We start from the raw sequence: 14886 nt of genomic DNA, 5'->3' as shown, positions 1-14886 counted from the left end.
AGCTCAGTCGACGAGGAACAGCCGTTCCGCGGTATGGAGCACGACGCCGGCAATGCCGCCGATGACCATGCCGTTGAAGCGGATATATTGCAGGTCCCTGCCGATGTTCATCTCGATCAGCCTGGTAAGCTGGGCAAGGTCCCAACGCTTAACCTGATCGGCGATGAATTTCGAGACGCCGCTCTTCTGGCTTTCGACGAAAGACGACAGCGCTACGACGAACCCCTGGTTCATGTCGGCCCTGATCTGTGCGTCGCCGGCAAGATGGCGGCCGACCTCGACGAACATGTTGGCGAGATGGGCGCGGATCATCGAATTCGGCGCCTTGGCGTCCTGCTCGATAAACACACTGAGGCTTTCCCACATATAGCCGGCCAGCGCCTTCAGCTCCGGCCGGGCGAGAAAATCGCGCTTCAGTTTCTCGGCGCGTTTGGCGTATTGCTTGGACGTCCTCAGCCGCTCGACGAAGGTCAGGACAAAACGGTCGAACTCGGCGCGCATCGGGTGATCGGGATCGGCCCTCACCTCGTCGAGCAGCGAACCGGCGGAGGCGACGATCTTCTTCAGCAGATAGGCGTCGGCGCGAAACAGATTGAACAGCGACGGCAGTTCCTCGCGGATCTTCTCGCGCATCGTTGCCAGCGCCTGGTCGTCGCTCAGGAAGCGGCCAACGACCTTGGTGAATTCGTCGAACAGTCTTTGGTGGCGGCGATCATCGGTCAGAGCCGACAGCAACTCGGCGGCGAGCGGCGCCAGCGGCACCTTTTCGATCTGCTCCAGCATGCGGCTGGTGACGAAGCCGCGCAGGCCGGATTGCTCGACCGCCGCCAGTGTCTGCGGCACCAGCCGGCCGACGAAATGCGACAGATCGGCGGCGCGGTTCTGGTCGGCCAGCCAGTCGGCGACGAGCGCGGAAAAGTCGACCTCGGCAAGCTTTTCGCGCACCGGCTCGGGCGCCAGGAAATTGACCTCGATGAAGCGGCCGAGATTGTCGGCGATGCGGTTCTGGTTCTCCGGAATGATCGCGGTGTGCGGGATCGGCAGGCCGAGCGGCCGTCTGAACAGCGCCACCACCGCATACCAGTCGGCCAGCCCGCCGATCGTCGCCGCCTCGGCGAAAGCGGCGACGAAGCCCAGCCAGGCAAAACGGCCCTCGAACGACTTGGCCACCGCAAAGATGAGGACGCAGAGCGCGAGCGCTGCGGTGGCGACGAACTTGGTGCGCCGAAGCGCCGAAAGCTTGGCCTCCGCGTCGGCATCGAACCGAGCGGATGCCAAAGCCGGTGCTGATTGTGACATGGATGAACTGCTCCTGGTCGATCTCGCGGACTTAACTTAGTAATCCGCCCACCCGAATGCGCGCCATATCAGGATTATGGTTTGCACGACCGCCCACACAAACTTGACACGAATGTTCATCTATCATGCGGTGCTTGTCTGGAATTATTCCAAGGTATAGGCCATATTGGGCCTGAGCTACTGCTTCGTGAGGACAAAATGCGGCTGACACGCCAGACCAACTACGCCATGCGCATTCTGATGTATTGCGCTGCAAATACCGACCGGCTGAGCCGCATCCCAGAGATCGCTGCCGCCTACTCGGTGTCCGAACTCTTTCTTTTCAAGATCCTGCAGCCTCTGGTCGAGCATGGTCTGGTCGAGACGGTCCGCGGCAGGAACGGCGGTGTCAGGCTCGGCCGCCCGGCCGAATCGATCACACTGTTCGACGTCGTGCGCGTGACCGAAGAAAGCTTCGCCATGGCTGAATGCTTCGAGAACGACGCCGCCGAATGTCCGCTGGTCGACAGTTGCGCACTGAATTCAGCGCTGCGCGAGGCGCTCAATGCGTTCTTCTCCGTCCTCGAGCGCTATACGATCGCCGACATGGTGGCGGCGCGCCCGAATGTGCGGCACCTGCTCGGCATCGACATGCTGGTGCAAAGGGCGCCGGCCGCCTGATTTTCGATCGCCGCAACCAAGGGATCACTTCAGGTTGAATTCGCCCCCTCTTTCCGAGCGCTTGCGCTGTCCCTCACCTGCCTGTCGGCATCCTCTCCCCGTATAGTGACGGGGAGAGGGACGCTCCCGTCATGATTTCGCCAATCGCCAGCGTTGCAAAAGAGAGCCGGCTTTGCGGCCACCGTCACTATACGGGGAGAAGTGCCCGGCAAGGCGAGGAGGGGCAGCGCGGACGTTGGCAAATGCAAGGCACCGAACGCGCGGAAAACCGCATTTGCAGGCCGGCGACCAGCCTTACGCCGCGGACTGCGGCAGGACGAACGGCATGTCTCCGGCCGGCAGCATGCCGACCCTCAGCCGGCAATCGAACACTCTTTCGATCAGATCGTCGCTCAGCACGTCCTGCGGTGAGCCGGTGGCGGCAAGCCTGCCGCGATGCATGACGAGAATCCGGTCGGCATACATGGCCGTCAAATTGAGGTCGTGCAGGATGGCGACCACGCCGCCGCCCCTTGTGGCGAATTCGCGGGCGATGTTCATGATGATCAATTGGTGCTTGATGTCGAGGCTGGAAACCGGCTCGTCGAGGAAGAGATAGCGCGGTTTGCCGTCGAGGACCGGCGCCCAGACCTGGCAGAGCACACGGGCCAACTGCACGCGCTGCTGCTCGCCGCCCGAAAGCTCCTGGTAGAACCGGCCGGCAAAGCCGTCGAGATCGACGCGCGCCAGCGCCCGTTCGGGCAGGCGCTGGGCCTCGCCCGGCAGCGCGCCCGAGCACCCGCCGAGCAGGCCGAGCCTGACGATCTCGCGCACAGTGAACGGAAAGGACAGCGTCGTCGCCTGAGGCAGCACGGCGCGCATCGTCGCTGCCTCGACCGGCTTCATCACCGACAGGTCGCGGCCGTTGATGGTGACCTCTCCCGAATAGGCAAGATCGCCGGACAATGCCCTCAGTAAGGTCGTCTTGCCGGAACCGTTGGGGCCGACGATGGCCGCGATTTCGCCGGGCCGCATGTCGAAATCGACATTGGCGACGATCCGCTTGCCGCCGATCGCCACCGAGACATCCCGTGCTTCGATCATGCAAACCCCTCTCACAGACCGTTTCGAAATTCGCTCTGGGGAGTCATATGGTGGTGGTTCCGAGAACCGGAGCGCAGCGGACATTAGAGCGCTGCGCGTCCAATTGGACGCGCAAAGGACGCTCTAACACTTTGCATTTGCGCATGATCCTTTCCGGAAACCGAAATCGGTTTCCGGGGTCATGCGCTGGTCCGTGAGCACCGGAAGCGCAGAAAACGCCATCAGATGGCCGACAGAGTAGAGTTTCCAAACGGTCTCTCACAGGTCGACGACCCCACGCTTGCGCAGCAGGATCCAGAGGAAGAACGGAGCGCCGGCGATCGCGGTGACGATGCCGATCGGCAGCTCGGCCGGCGCCACGATGGTGCGGGCGACGGCGTCGGCCAGAAGCAGCAGGCAAGCGCCGAGCAGGGCCGACGCCGGCAGCAAATAACGATTGTCCGGGCCGATAGCCAGGCGCAGCAAATGCGGCACGACGATGCCGACAAATCCGATGCCGCCGCTGACGGCGACAGATGCCCCAACTGCGGCCGAAACGCCGATGATGGCGGTGTATTTCAGCCGCTGCACCGGGATGCCGAGATGGCCGGCGGTGGCTTCGCCCAGCGCCAGCGCGTTGAGGCCGCGCGCCAGAAACGGCATCGCCGCCAGCGCCAGCACTATGATCGGTCCGACGGAGCCGATCTTCTGCCAGGTCGCGCCGGCGAGCGAGCCAAGCTGCCAGAAGGTCAAGTCGCGCAACTGCCGGTCGTCGGCCATGAAGATCAGGATACCGGTCAGCGCCATGGCAAGGGCCGCCAGCGCAATGCCGGCGAGCAGCATGGTGGCGACCGAGGTTTGGCCGTGCCGGGTGGCGACCTGATAAAGCACCAATGTCGTCGCGAGCCCGCCGCAGAACGCCGCCAGCGGCAGGGCGAGTGTGCCCAGCACCGAGGTCATCGGTGCCAGCGCCGTGGCGCCAAGCACGATAACGGCCACCGCGCCGAGGCTCGATCCAGCCGAAACGCCGATGAGACCGGGGTCTGCCAGCGGATTGCGGAACAGCCCTTGCATGACCGCGCCGGAGACGGCAAGTGCGGCGCCGATCAGCACACCGAGGATGACGCGCGGCAGGCGGATGTCGTAGACGATCAGGCGGTCGCGGGCGCTCAGCGCCGCATTGCCGGGCGCTGCACCCACCAGCCAGTCGCCGACGACGCTGACGGCCGAGGCATCGGATGCGCCTGAGGTCAGCGACAGCATCACGGCAATGGCAAGCCCCAGGCACAAAAGCAGGATGACGATGCGCGCGCGCCCCGAACGGTCGCCGTCGGATGCTGTCGCCATAGTGCCCGCACCAGCGATCGATTGATCCACCATCGGGTGCCCGCTCAGTCCTCGGCCTGCCCGCCATAAAGCGAGGCGGCAAGGTCGTGGATGACGTCGGCCGTGCGCGGCCCGAAGCCGAGCAGATAGCCGCCATCCATGCGGACCACCTTGCGCGCGGCACCCGCCGGTGTCGACAGGATGGACGGGTTCGCGAACAATTCGTCATCCGATGCGGCAGCACCGGCATTGTTCATCATCAGGATCACGTCGGGCCTGGCGGTGATAACAGCCTCGTCGGACAATTGCTTGTAGCCGGAGAAGCCGTCAACCGCGTTGACACCGCCGGAAAGCTTGATGATGCCGTCGGCGGCAGTGTCGCTGCCGGAAGCGAGAATCTTGCCGCCCTGCATCGACAGCACGAACAGGACGCGCGTGCGGTCCTTGATCGAAGCGGTCTGCTTTTCGGCGGCCTTCAACTTGGCATCGATCTCGGCTGCCAGCGCATCGGCCTTGGCGTCTACGCCAAGCGCCTTACCGACGATGCGGATCTTTTCGAGAATGCCTTCATGGTCGTAGCGCTCGGGCACCTCGATGAACGGAATGCTCGTTTTCTTCAGCACGTCGATAGCTTGCTTAGGCCCACTGCCGTGCAGCGCCAGGATGCCCGACGGATTGACCGACAGGACACCTTCCGGCGACAGTTGGCGCATGTAACCGACGTCAGGCAGCTTGAGCGCCGCCTCGGGATAACGGCTGGTCGAATCGCGAGCGACCAGCCGATCCTGCTCGCCGAGCGCAAAGACGATCTCGGTGATCGAACCGCCGATGGCCGCTATCTTCGACGGGTCCGCAAAGACCTCCGGGCCTTCTGCGGCACGGACCGGCAGCAATGCGGCAAAGGCCAGGGCAAGGCCGATCGCGGCCCCAAGCGCCATTCTGAAAACGCGCGCCCGTTTAAGCAAAGGAGCCATTGTCGTCGTCCTCAGGCTGCGGTCGGGCTTGGAATGCGCGGCAGGTTCTCTGCCAGAAACCGCCAGTCCTCGCGCTCGCTTTCACCTTCATGGCGCTTGCCGAAGAACTGGATGATCATCTTGCCGTCGGCGCCATAGGCTTCGAGAGACGTGACATGGCCGTCCTTGGTCGGTTTGCGCACGGCCCAGACCTCATGGATGTGGTCGGTTCGCAGATGCAGGTGGAAGGTTTCGTCCAGCACGTTGATCCAAGGCCCCATCGGCTTGATCGACTTGATCGGGCCCGAATGGATCTGGATGCAGCCGCGATTGCCGACAAAGCACATGATCGGCATCTCGCCCTCGGCGGCATGATGGAACATCGCGCTAACGGCATCGTTGTCGAGCAGCCAGGCGTAATCCTGGCCGACCATGCGCATCGCCTGGCGGCGGTCGAGCTTCAGCGTCTTCAGCATGCCGAAGAACTGATGCACGTCCGTCAGGCGGCTCCAGCGGTCGCGCAGATCGTCGACATCAGCGGGAGCGTCGGAAGGCCCGGCCTCGCTCTCGAGCCCGCCTTCTGAAATCGCCCCTTCTGAAATCGCGACCCCCTCTGAAATCGCAACCATTGACTCCTGGTTCGGCGATTCGAATTCGGCCACCAGCTTCTGATACGCATAGAGGTTGGACGCGGGCCGCAGATGCACCTTGTGCACCGCCTCGCCTGCCGCATCGAAGAACTGCAGGCTGCGCCTGATATCGCCGCCGTCGCGTTTTTCGACGGCAAAGCCGTGCGCCCAGACTTTCGGGAAGATGCGCAGATCGATATTTTCGCCAAGCACCATGGCATTGTGGTTGCCGGTAACGACCTTGTCGTAGACGCCGATCTTCTCGTGCACCGCGCTTTCGTTACGGGTCAGCGCCATAACCTCGCCGACGGCTTCGAGGCCGGTCAGAAGGTCGTTGACGCGCGGCTCGACGCGGACGACTCCGTCGCCGCAATGCGCAGCGACCAGTTCGGCTTCCGAAATGCCAAGCTGGGCGGCGAGATCGCGCTCGCGCGTCTTCGGATTGTCTGCCCGCGCCCGCCGGATCTCGTGCGGAGCGGGTTTTACGCGCTGGTCCATGTCTTAAATACCTGCTTGTCTTAACACTCACTCGCCTTACAGCCACTCGCCTTGCAGCTACTTGTTGAGGATCAGCTTGCCCTGGCGGGTAATCTTCAACCGATAGAGCGCACCATGGTGCTCGATGCCGATCTCGTGCTCGCCCTGGAACAGTGTGTTGCTGGACAGGGTCCTCACGGTCAGCGGGACCCGATCGAAACGAGCCGAATTGTCGTCGGAACGGCGGACGCGATAGCGAAAGTCATTGGGATTGTGCGTGTTCATCTGGTTCGATCCCTTTCCTGGGCCGGGCTTGGTCGGCTGGCTCGACGCTTGCGTGATATGCCGATTCATTTCTTGACTTGGATAATCATGTTTATTAGTCAGTGCAATACCGGACTAAGTTAGTCAAGATTTAAGACGCCGGACACGATGAAAAATGCCAGCAAGCGCCACGCCAGCCAGCATCGGATCTGGAATTTTGGAGTTGGGGCATGGGGTTGGCGAATTGGGGACGGCTGGGTCTGGCGAATGGCAGCCCAGGTAGGGCGCATCGAAATCCGGCGCATCGATCAATGGCAAAGGGCATGGCGGCATTGCTGGCGGGTGCTGCGGCGGTCGCTCTGCTCACGCCATCGGCAAACGCTCAACAGGCCGCCCAACCGACAGCAGACCAGCAGCAGGCCGAACAAGCGCAGACGCCTGAAGAGGCTGCCCCGGGAGGCGCAACGCTGCTCGACCAGATCCTGGTCATCAGCCGCACCGGCGAGACGGCGATCGATTCCCTGGCTTCGGTCAGCCATGTCGATCAGGAGCAATTGGAACGCCGCATGGCGACTACGCCAAACGAAATGCTGTTGGGTGTGCCGGGTGTAGCGGTCCAGGCAGACGCAAGGCGCGTCAGCTCCAGCATCAATATCCGTGGCTTGCAGGATTTCGGCCGCGTCGCGGTGATCGTCGACGGTGCGCGGCAGAATTTCCAGCGCTCCGACCACGGCACGCAATCGACCTTCTACATCGACCCCGAGCTCATCAAATCCGTCGACGTGATCCGCGGCCCGGTCGCCAACACCTACGGCTCGGGCGCCATCGGCGGCGTCGCCTTGTTTGAGACCAAGGACGCGGAAGATTATCTTCGCGACGGCGAGACATGGGCCGCGTCCGCGACCGGGCGCTACGAGAGCAACGGCGAAGGCTGGACGACCAGCGCCGCCGGCGCCTACCGTTTCAACGAAAACTGGGATGTCCTCGGCAACATCGTCTATCGCGACTATGACGACTACAAGGATGGCGGCGGCGATACAGTGAACGGCACCGGCTTCGACGTTTTAAGCGGTCTTCTCAAGACGACCATCCGCCCTAGTGAAAACAGCGAACTAAAACTGGGCTGGAATGGCACGAGCGACGGCTGGAACGAGGTCAGCGGCGGCACGCCGGTGAATGACGTCGACCTGGAGGCGAATACTTTCACGGCGCGCTACAACATCACCGATGAGGACAAGAGCTGGCTCGATCTTCACGTCAACGCTTCCTCCAATAAGACCAAGCTGGAGATGACAAGCCTCGTTCCGCAAAACCGGTTTGATCCGGTCACCGGTCTTCCCATCGTCCTGCCGGTGGGTTCGATGTCGACTTTCGATATCGGCACTTCGGGTATCGACATCTGGAACACCTCGCGTTTCGAGACCGCCGGCATTGCGCACGAGCTGACCTACGGTGGCGACTGGGTTGGCGACGACGTCGAGACGGGTGGCGCCGCAGGCGGCGCCAGTTTCTACACCCCTTCGGGCAAGCGAAACGTTTCCGGCGCCTACATCCAGGACAAGCTCACCTTGGACTGGCTCGAAGTCATCGCCGGGCTGCGTTACGACAGCTACAAGCTCGAAAGCGATGTCGGCGAAACTTCCGGCGACCGGCTGTCGCCGCGCATCACCGTCGGCGTCTCGCCGTTCGAAACCGCCAGCCTTTCGGGGCTGCAATTCTACGGCACCTACGCGGAGGGATATCGCTCTCCGTCGCTGTCGGAAACCCTCATCAGTGGCAATCATCCGGCAGGCGTCAGCTTTCCGTTTCTCCCCAATCCCGATCTGAAACCTGAAATCGGCAAGACCGTCGAATTCGGTGTCAACCACAAGCTGGACGACATTCTCGAAGCCGGCGATGCGTTTCGTTTCAAGGCGGCCTACTTCAACAACGATGTCGAAGACTACATCGACGGCGTCACCCTGTCGGCATTCGACCCGACCAGCGGCTGCCCATTCGGCCCCGGCATCCCGATCTGCTTCCAGTACCAGAACTTTGCAGAAGCCAAGATCCGCGGCTTTGAAATGGAAGGCGTCTACGACGCCAGCTGGGGTTTCGCCGGGATTTCGGCGTCGATCATCGATGGCCACACCATCTCTTATGACGGCGAGCGGGCAGACCTCGTCACCGTCCCGTCTTCCCAAGTCACCGCGCAGCTCGGCTTCCGCTTTCTGGAGGACAAGCTAACCGTCGGCGGCGAGGTGCAGTACAATGGCAAGCCGAAGGGCAACCCAGTGGCCAAGGACTACACGCTGGTCAATGCCTTCGCCAGCTACCAGGCGACCGACAATTTCAAGGTCGACTTCCGCGCCGACAATTTGTTCGACGTCAAATACACCAACCCGTTGAATGCATCGGCCACGAGTGTAATTTACGAGCCCGGCGTCACGCTCAAGCTGGCGGCGACAATGCGATTTGGAGGCTGACGACAATGATAAGCTTGACGGCATCGCTTCGCCTGCTGACCTCGGTGCTGGCGATGCCGCTTGTGATGGGTCCGGCGTGGGCGCAAGAGTCCGCGCCGGTCCCTGCTCTCACGCTTGAGCTCAATGGTGCGCAGGCCTCCGAAAAGGGCTGCCGTTTGACGTTCGTGGTCAACAACACTCTCGGCGCCGACCTCTCGAAAGCAGCGTTCGAGATCGCGCTGTTCAACGAGGCCGGCGTCGTCGACCGGCTGACCGTGCTCGACTTCAAGGACCTGCCGGCGGGCAAGACCAAGGTGACGCGTTTCGATCTTGCCGGCGCCGATTGCGCCAAGGTCAGCCGTGTGCTGATCAACAGCTCGACCGAATGTGCGGGCACCGGCATCGAGCCGGGCGCTTGCATGCGTGGACTGAAGACAGAGACCAAGACCGGCATCGCCTTCGGGGTCTGAGAAGACAGTGGGACTGGAGCCCGCACTCGCCCGAAACACCCTTGCAAGATCGCTGGCCGGCCTCTTGCCGCTGGGGGCAAATGATCTTAATTTGACAAGAGGGTCGCTGCAGTTTCCGTTCCGCGACATGCAGGAAACCAGCTCCATCTCAGCTACCGGCCCAGGCACCGGCCCAAGCACCGGCCCAAACACCAGCCAAGACACCGGCGCCGAAATTGGCGTGAAGCCGGTCGAGCCGCTCGCACAGGCGCGCCCAACAGGGCGAGTATACACCGCGGCGATCATCGTCTCCTGCCTGGCACATGCGGCGGTCGCGGCGGTTTTTCTGATTACGCCTGCCGGAACATTTGACTTCCAGCATGCCACTCAGTCGGAGGGCAGCGATCAGTCGGGCGCCAACGTGGTCGGCAGCGCGCTGGATCGGGAAGCGCCGGCAATGAAGGTCACATTGGTGCCGAACCCGCAGCCGACCAAACCAGCGGCGGCAAAAGCCGAAAAACCAGTGCCGCCAACAAAGCCTCCCCAGCCCACCACGGAAGCAACGAAGCAGCCCCTTGAGCCTCTGCCGGAAGCTGTCAAACAGTCGGCAGCCATGCCAGACATATTGGTGTCTGGGGCGGCCGATGACCAGAGCGTGGTCCCGAAGACGCCAGCACAGCCGACTGTTCAGACAGAAAGCACCGAGGCGCCTGCTGCGTTTGCCGGGCAGCCGCCGATCCCCACCGCTAGACCAAGTCCCCCTTCAAGAGCAAGCGAAGCTGATGAGAAGCGTGGGACGGCAGATGGCCAGGACCGCTCTGCTCAGGCGGCGAGTAAGGGCAAGAAACAAAATGAAGCAGGCACCGCAGCGGAATCCAGCTACCGCAGCGACGTCTTAAGAAAGCTCAGCCGCGTCAATCGCGGCGTCCCGCCGTCGGTGCAAGCAACCGCGCGCAACAATGCTGTAGTCACATTCGTCATTGGCAATCGTGGCGGCATCAATGAACTGCGCATTCTGCAAAGCTCCGGATCGTCAGACTTCGATCAGGTCGTGCTCGGCATCGTGCGGAAGGCAGCCCCCTTCCCTCCCATCCCGACAAAAGTCGGCAACAATCTGGTGTTTACAGGCGAGATCGGTCCGTTTTGAGAATCTTTGCCTCGTCGTTTCCAGCTTCCGCCACAGTTCGCCAATCTCGAAAGGAACCACCAATGTACATCGCCATGAACCGCTTCAAGATACAAAACGGCTCTGAGGACGCTTTTGAGGACGTCTGGAAAAACCGTGATTCGAGCCTTTCGGAGATGAAAGGTTTCAAGGAATTTCATCTGCTGCGCGGTCCGGTCAACGAGGCCGAAGGCTACACGCTGTTTGCCTCGCACACCGTGTGGGCGAGCCATGAGGATTTCGTCGCCTGGACCAAATCCGAGAATTTCCGCGCCGCGCACCGCAACGGCGGCTCCAGCAAGGTGCACTATCTCGGTCATCCGCAGTTCGAGGGCTTTTCGGTCGTCGAGGGCGCGTGAGGTGACCTCGCCTAACAGATAGAAGCAGCCGCCTTAAGCCGCGGCCAGCAGGCTGGCATTGCCACCAGCAGCCGTAGTGTCGACGCAGACGGCGCGCTCATGCGCATAGGCCGCCGGGTTGAGCACTTCGCTGACCAGCGGCACGATCGGGCCGGCGCGGTCGGCGATCACCTTGCGCACGATACGCGCGGCCTCGGGCGTGCCGGAAAAGGCGACGAGGTCTACACGCAGCGCGCGTGCCTCGACCGGGTCGGGCCGGCCGTCGATGGCCGCCATCGGCAGGCCCTTGCCGGTCAGCGGCGACAGTGCCGCCGGCGCACCGGGCGCGACGGCCAGCACCGCATTGCCGGCCGCCAGCGCCTGGATGGTCTGGGCAAGCAGCGTGTCGGCGTCCGGTCCCAGACAGAGCACACGGCCGCGCGGCGACAGCGACAGCGTGTTGGCCTCGCCGGTCGGGCCCGGCAGATCGACCTGGCCGAAATCGATGCCGGCGGCGGCACCGATGGCCGCAGCACCCTTGCCGCGCAAATGCTTCCTCAGCACCGCCACCCGGTCCGCCCGCGTCGACCAGCCGCCCAGCGCCGGGTCCGGCAGATTGTCGGCGAGTTCGGTCGCCGTCACCTTGCGGCCGTCAAGAATAGGCGTGCCCGCCTCCGGCCCCTTGCGGAACCGCCTGAGATATTGCGGTCCGCCGGCCTTCGGCCCGGTACCGGAAAGCCCTTCGCCGCCGAACGGCTGCGACCCGACCACGGCGCCGATCTGGTTGCGGTTGACATAGATGTTGCCGGCATGGATGCCGTCGACGAAATGCTGGGCGCGGCCTTCGATGCGGGTGTGCAGGCCGAAAGTCAGGCCATAACCCTTGCGGTTGATCGCGGCGATGACCCCGTCGATATCGTCGGCGTCGAAAGTGGCGACGTGCAGCACCGGTCCGAACACCTCGCGCTCGATGTCCTCGATGCCCTTGACCCGAAAGACATGCGGCGCGACGAAGCGGCCATCCTTCGGCGCTTCGAGCTTGGCGATCAGCCGGCCCTGCAGGCCCATGTCAGTGCAATAGTCGCGGATCGATTTTTGTGCCTCCTCGTCGATGACCGGGCCGACATCGGTCGAAATCCACCAGGGATCGCCGAGGCTGAGCGTTTCCATCGCGCCCTTCAGCATCTCCAGCATCTTCTTCTCGACGTCCTTCTGCACATAGAGCACGCGCAGCGCCGAGCAGCGCTGGCCGGCACTCTGGAAGGCCGAGGCTAGGATGTCGCGTACTGCTTGTTCGGGAAGCGCGGTGGAATCGACGATCATGGCATTCAACCCGCCGGTCTCGGCGATCAGCATGGCGTCGGGCGCGGCGGTCTCGGCCAACTGCTTTTCGATCAGCTTGGCGACCTCGGTCGAGCCGGTGAAGCAGACGCCGGCAATGCGCGGATCTGATGTCAGTGGGCCGCCGACCGAGGGGCCATCGCCGGGCAGAAGCTGGATGACGTCTTCCGGCACGCCGGCTTCGCGCAGCAATTCGACGGCGCGGAAGGCGATCAGCGGCGTCTGCTCGGCCGGCTTGGCGATGACCGAATTGCCGGTGACGAGAGCTGCCGCAATCTGGCCGGTGAAGATGGCGAGCGGAAAATTCCATGGCGAGATACACGCGATCACGCCGCGCGCCTCGGTTCCAGGTTCGGCATTGGCCGCCTCGGTTGCGTAATAGCGCAGGAAATCGACCGCCTCGCGCACTTCGGCGACGCCGTCGGCCAGTGATTTGCCGGCCTCGCGGGCGGCGAGCGCGAAGAATTCGACGGCATTGGCCTCATAGAGGTCGGCGGCGCGGTTGAGCATGGTGGCACGCTCGGCGACGGCGCGCCTCGCCCATGCCGGCTGCGCCTCCACCGCGATGCGCACGGCGGTCGCGACCTGCTTGGCGGTGGCCTCGCTGACCGTGCCGACCACTTCGTCCGGCTTTGCCGGATTGACCACCGGACGCTGCTTGCCGTAGCCGGCGGCCCGGGTGATCGGCTTGGCGTGCCAGCGGTCCGGCCCAGCAAACTCGGCCTTCGCCTTGTCGATCGCGGCCAGCATCACCGGATCGGTGATGTCGAACCCCTTCGAATTGCGGCGGCCAGCACCGAAGATCGCCGACGGGCTGGGGATCGCCGGATTGCTGGCCGGACCCTGTTTCTCGACGGTTTCGAGTGGATCTCGAGCGATATCCTCCGGCTCGACCTCCTCGTCGGTGAGCTGGTGGACGAAGGAGGAGTTTGCGCCGTTTTCGAGCAGCCGGCGGACCAGATAGGCAAGCAGGTCGGAATGCGCGCCGACCGGCGCATAGATGCGGCAGCTCGTACCCTCGGCCCGCCGCACCGTCTCATGTAACGCCTCGCCCATGCCGTGCAGGCGCTGGAACTCGAATGAGTCACGATCCCCAGCCATCGACAGGATGGCGGCGACGGTGTGGGCGTTGTGGGTGGCGAATTGCGGATAGATGCGGTCGGTCATCGACAGCAGCTTCTTCGCGCAGGCGAGGTAGGAAACGTCGGTGTTGGCCTTGCGGGTGAAGACCGGATATCCGTCGAGCCCGAGCGTCTGCGCCCGCTTGATCTCGGTGTCCCAATAGGCGCCCTTGACCAGCCGCACCATGATGGTGCGGTCGTACTTCTTCGCCAGCGCATAGAGCCAATCGATGACGAAGGCGGCGCGCGGACCATAGGCCTGGACGACGACGCCAAAACCGTTCCAGCCGGCAAGCTCCGGCTCGGCCAGCACCCGCTCGATGATTTCGAGCGACAGGTCGAGGCGGTCGGCCTCCTCGGCGTCGATGTTGAGGCCCATGCGCGAATGGCGCGCCGCCAGCGCCAGCGACAAAAGCCGCTCGGCCATCACAGGCAGCATCTTTTCCTTTTGCGTCACTTCATAGCGCGGGTGCAGCGCCGAGAGCTTGACCGAGATGCCGTGGTTCTGGCGGATGTCGGGACCATTGGCGCCGGCATCGAGCGATGAGATGGCGTCGGCATAGGCCTTGAGATAGCGCAACGCGTCCGCCTCGGTGCGGGCCGCTTCGCCCAGCATATCGAAGGAATAGAAATAGCCTTTCTGGGTCATCGGCCGGCCGCGCTTGACGGCCTCGGCAATCGTGCGGCCGAGCACGAACTGCTCGCCCATCTCGCGCATGGCGGCGGCGACCGCCTTGCGGATGACCGGCTCGCCCAGCCGGCGCACCATGGCGCGCAGCGTCCCTTCGATGCCGCCCTCGCCCTCGTCAAGCACCCGGCCGGTCAGCATCAGCGCCCAGGTCGACGCATTGACGAAGATCGAGCTCGAGCCCCCTGAATGCGCCGACCAGTCGTGCGGCGCGATCTTGTCGGCGATGAGGTCGTCCATCGTTTCGGTGTCGGGCACCCGCAGCAGCGCTTCGGCCAGGCACATCAGCGCGACGCCCTCCTTGGTGGAAAGGCCATAAGCGGACAGAAAGACTTCCATCAGCCGCGGATCGGACGAGCCGCGCACCGCCCGCACCAGGTCGGCGGCGCGGGCCGAGATTGCCTTCCGCTCTTTCGTCGAAAGCCCTGTCGCCTCGGCCAGCCGCTTCACGGCCTCGTCTTCATCGGGCAAGTAATTGGCACGGATCTGCTGGCGGATGGCATCGAGCGCTGGCATGACGGTCCTAGAGAGCAAGCATCAGGGAGCGGTCCGGCGGTCACCGGACCGAATGGCGCAAGCTAACACAAAGCTTGGTTTCGATCGGTCCAAAGAAATCGACAGGAGAGGCCGATTGGATTATCGTGTGGCCTGATTTTCTCCAATTTGACCA

12 protein-coding genes are annotated in these 14886 nt (G+C 63.3%); 5 read left to right on the top strand and 7 right to left on the bottom strand.

Translation table 11 applies throughout. From position 1 onward, the window contains the following. Window positions 1-3: 3 nt before the first annotated feature. The gene (locus CIT31_RS33030) at window positions 4-1299 is read right to left on the bottom strand and encodes a DUF445 domain-containing protein (RefSeq protein WP_095521985.1); all 1296 of its coding nucleotides are present in this window, start codon (window positions 1297-1299) and stop codon (window positions 4-6) included. 198 nt (window positions 1300-1497) lie between these two features. Between CIT31_RS33030 and rirA the strand changes: the two genes are divergently transcribed. Further along, window positions 1498-1959, top strand: a complete 462-nt coding sequence (gene rirA / locus CIT31_RS33025) for an iron-responsive transcriptional regulator RirA (RefSeq protein ID WP_095521984.1) — start codon at window positions 1498-1500, stop codon at window positions 1957-1959. Between the two features lie 294 nt (window positions 1960-2253). On the opposite strand, the gene CIT31_RS33020 is transcribed toward rirA, so the two are convergent. From CIT31_RS33020 to hemP, 5 genes are all read right to left on the bottom strand, one after another. Beyond that, the gene (locus CIT31_RS33020; protein ID WP_095521983.1) at window positions 2254-3042 is read right to left on the bottom strand and encodes a heme ABC transporter ATP-binding protein; all 789 of its coding nucleotides are present in this window, start codon (window positions 3040-3042) and stop codon (window positions 2254-2256) included. Between the two features lie 258 nt (window positions 3043-3300). Further along, on the bottom strand, window positions 3301-4401 hold the full coding sequence (locus CIT31_RS33015) for a FecCD family ABC transporter permease (protein WP_095521982.1): 1101 nt from the start codon (window positions 4399-4401) through the stop codon (window positions 3301-3303). A gap of 11 nt (window positions 4402-4412) precedes the next feature. Next, window positions 4413-5321, bottom strand: coding sequence for a heme/hemin ABC transporter substrate-binding protein (locus CIT31_RS33010; RefSeq protein ID WP_095521981.1), 909 nt, complete (start codon window positions 5319-5321; stop codon window positions 4413-4415). A gap of 11 nt (window positions 5322-5332) precedes the next feature. Beyond that, on the bottom strand, window positions 5333-6427 hold the full coding sequence (locus CIT31_RS33005; RefSeq protein WP_095521980.1) for a hemin-degrading factor: 1095 nt from the start codon (window positions 6425-6427) through the stop codon (window positions 5333-5335). A 57-nt stretch (window positions 6428-6484) separates the two neighbouring features. Beyond that, complete coding sequence (gene hemP / locus CIT31_RS33000) at window positions 6485-6691, bottom strand: hemin uptake protein HemP (RefSeq protein ID WP_095494491.1); 207 nt, start codon at window positions 6689-6691, stop codon at window positions 6485-6487. 209 nt (window positions 6692-6900) lie between these two features. On the opposite strand from hemP, the gene CIT31_RS32995 reads away from it, so the two are divergent. From CIT31_RS32995 to hmuQ, 4 genes are all read left to right on the top strand, one after another. Further along, complete coding sequence (locus tag CIT31_RS32995; protein ID WP_095521979.1) at window positions 6901-9135, top strand: TonB-dependent hemoglobin/transferrin/lactoferrin family receptor; 2235 nt, start codon at window positions 6901-6903, stop codon at window positions 9133-9135. A 5-nt stretch (window positions 9136-9140) separates the two neighbouring features. Further along, complete coding sequence (locus CIT31_RS32990; protein ID WP_029353355.1) at window positions 9141-9584, top strand: hypothetical protein; 444 nt, start codon at window positions 9141-9143, stop codon at window positions 9582-9584. Window positions 9585-9648: 64 nt separating this feature from the next. Further along, entirely contained in the window at window positions 9649-10710 is a 1062-nt protein-coding gene (locus CIT31_RS32985; protein ID WP_245316548.1) for a TonB family protein, read from the top strand. A 62-nt stretch (window positions 10711-10772) separates the two neighbouring features. Beyond that, complete coding sequence (gene hmuQ / locus CIT31_RS32980; RefSeq protein WP_095521977.1) at window positions 10773-11087, top strand: heme-degrading protein HmuQ; 315 nt, start codon at window positions 10773-10775, stop codon at window positions 11085-11087. Window positions 11088-11120: 33 nt separating this feature from the next. Here hmuQ and putA read toward each other — a convergent pair whose 3' ends face one another. Then, a complete protein-coding gene (gene putA / locus CIT31_RS32975; protein ID WP_095521976.1) occupies window positions 11121-14732 on the bottom strand; it encodes a bifunctional proline dehydrogenase/L-glutamate gamma-semialdehyde dehydrogenase PutA in 3612 nt (1203 codons plus the stop codon). Between the last annotated feature and the right edge of the window lie 154 nt (window positions 14733-14886).

It is taken from the genome of Mesorhizobium wenxiniae (assembly GCF_002284535.1).
In the GTDB taxonomy this organism is placed as follows: domain Bacteria; phylum Pseudomonadota; class Alphaproteobacteria; order Rhizobiales; family Rhizobiaceae; genus Mesorhizobium; species Mesorhizobium wenxiniae.
Note: the sequence above shows the minus strand (reverse complement) of the source record. Positions and strands in the feature narration are given on the sequence as shown.

Coding starts and splice junctions, on each gene's coding strand:
- CIT31_RS33030 (WP_095521985.1), bottom strand. CDS start 1,299: ATGTCACAATCAGCACCGGCTTTGGCATCCGCTCGGTTCGATGCCGAC.
- CIT31_RS33020 (WP_095521983.1), bottom strand. CDS start 3,042: ATGATCGAAGCACGGGATGTCTCGGTGGCGATCGGCGGCAAGCGGATC.
- putA (WP_095521976.1), bottom strand. CDS start 14,732: ATGCCAGCGCTCGATGCCATCCGCCAGCAGATCCGTGCCAATTACTTG.
- CIT31_RS33005 (WP_095521980.1), bottom strand. CDS start 6,427: ATGGACCAGCGCGTAAAACCCGCTCCGCACGAGATCCGGCGGGCGCGG.
- hemP (WP_095494491.1), bottom strand. CDS start 6,691: ATGAACACGCACAATCCCAATGACTTTCGCTATCGCGTCCGCCGTTCC.
- CIT31_RS32990 (WP_029353355.1), top strand. CDS start 9,141: ATGATAAGCTTGACGGCATCGCTTCGCCTGCTGACCTCGGTGCTGGCG.
- CIT31_RS32995 (WP_095521979.1), top strand. CDS start 6,901: ATGGGGTTGGCGAATTGGGGACGGCTGGGTCTGGCGAATGGCAGCCCA.
- hmuQ (WP_095521977.1), top strand. CDS start 10,773: ATGTACATCGCCATGAACCGCTTCAAGATACAAAACGGCTCTGAGGAC.
- CIT31_RS33010 (WP_095521981.1), bottom strand. CDS start 5,321: ATGGCTCCTTTGCTTAAACGGGCGCGCGTTTTCAGAATGGCGCTTGGG.
- rirA (WP_095521984.1), top strand. CDS start 1,498: ATGCGGCTGACACGCCAGACCAACTACGCCATGCGCATTCTGATGTAT.
- CIT31_RS33015 (WP_095521982.1), bottom strand. CDS start 4,401: ATGGTGGATCAATCGATCGCTGGTGCGGGCACTATGGCGACAGCATCC.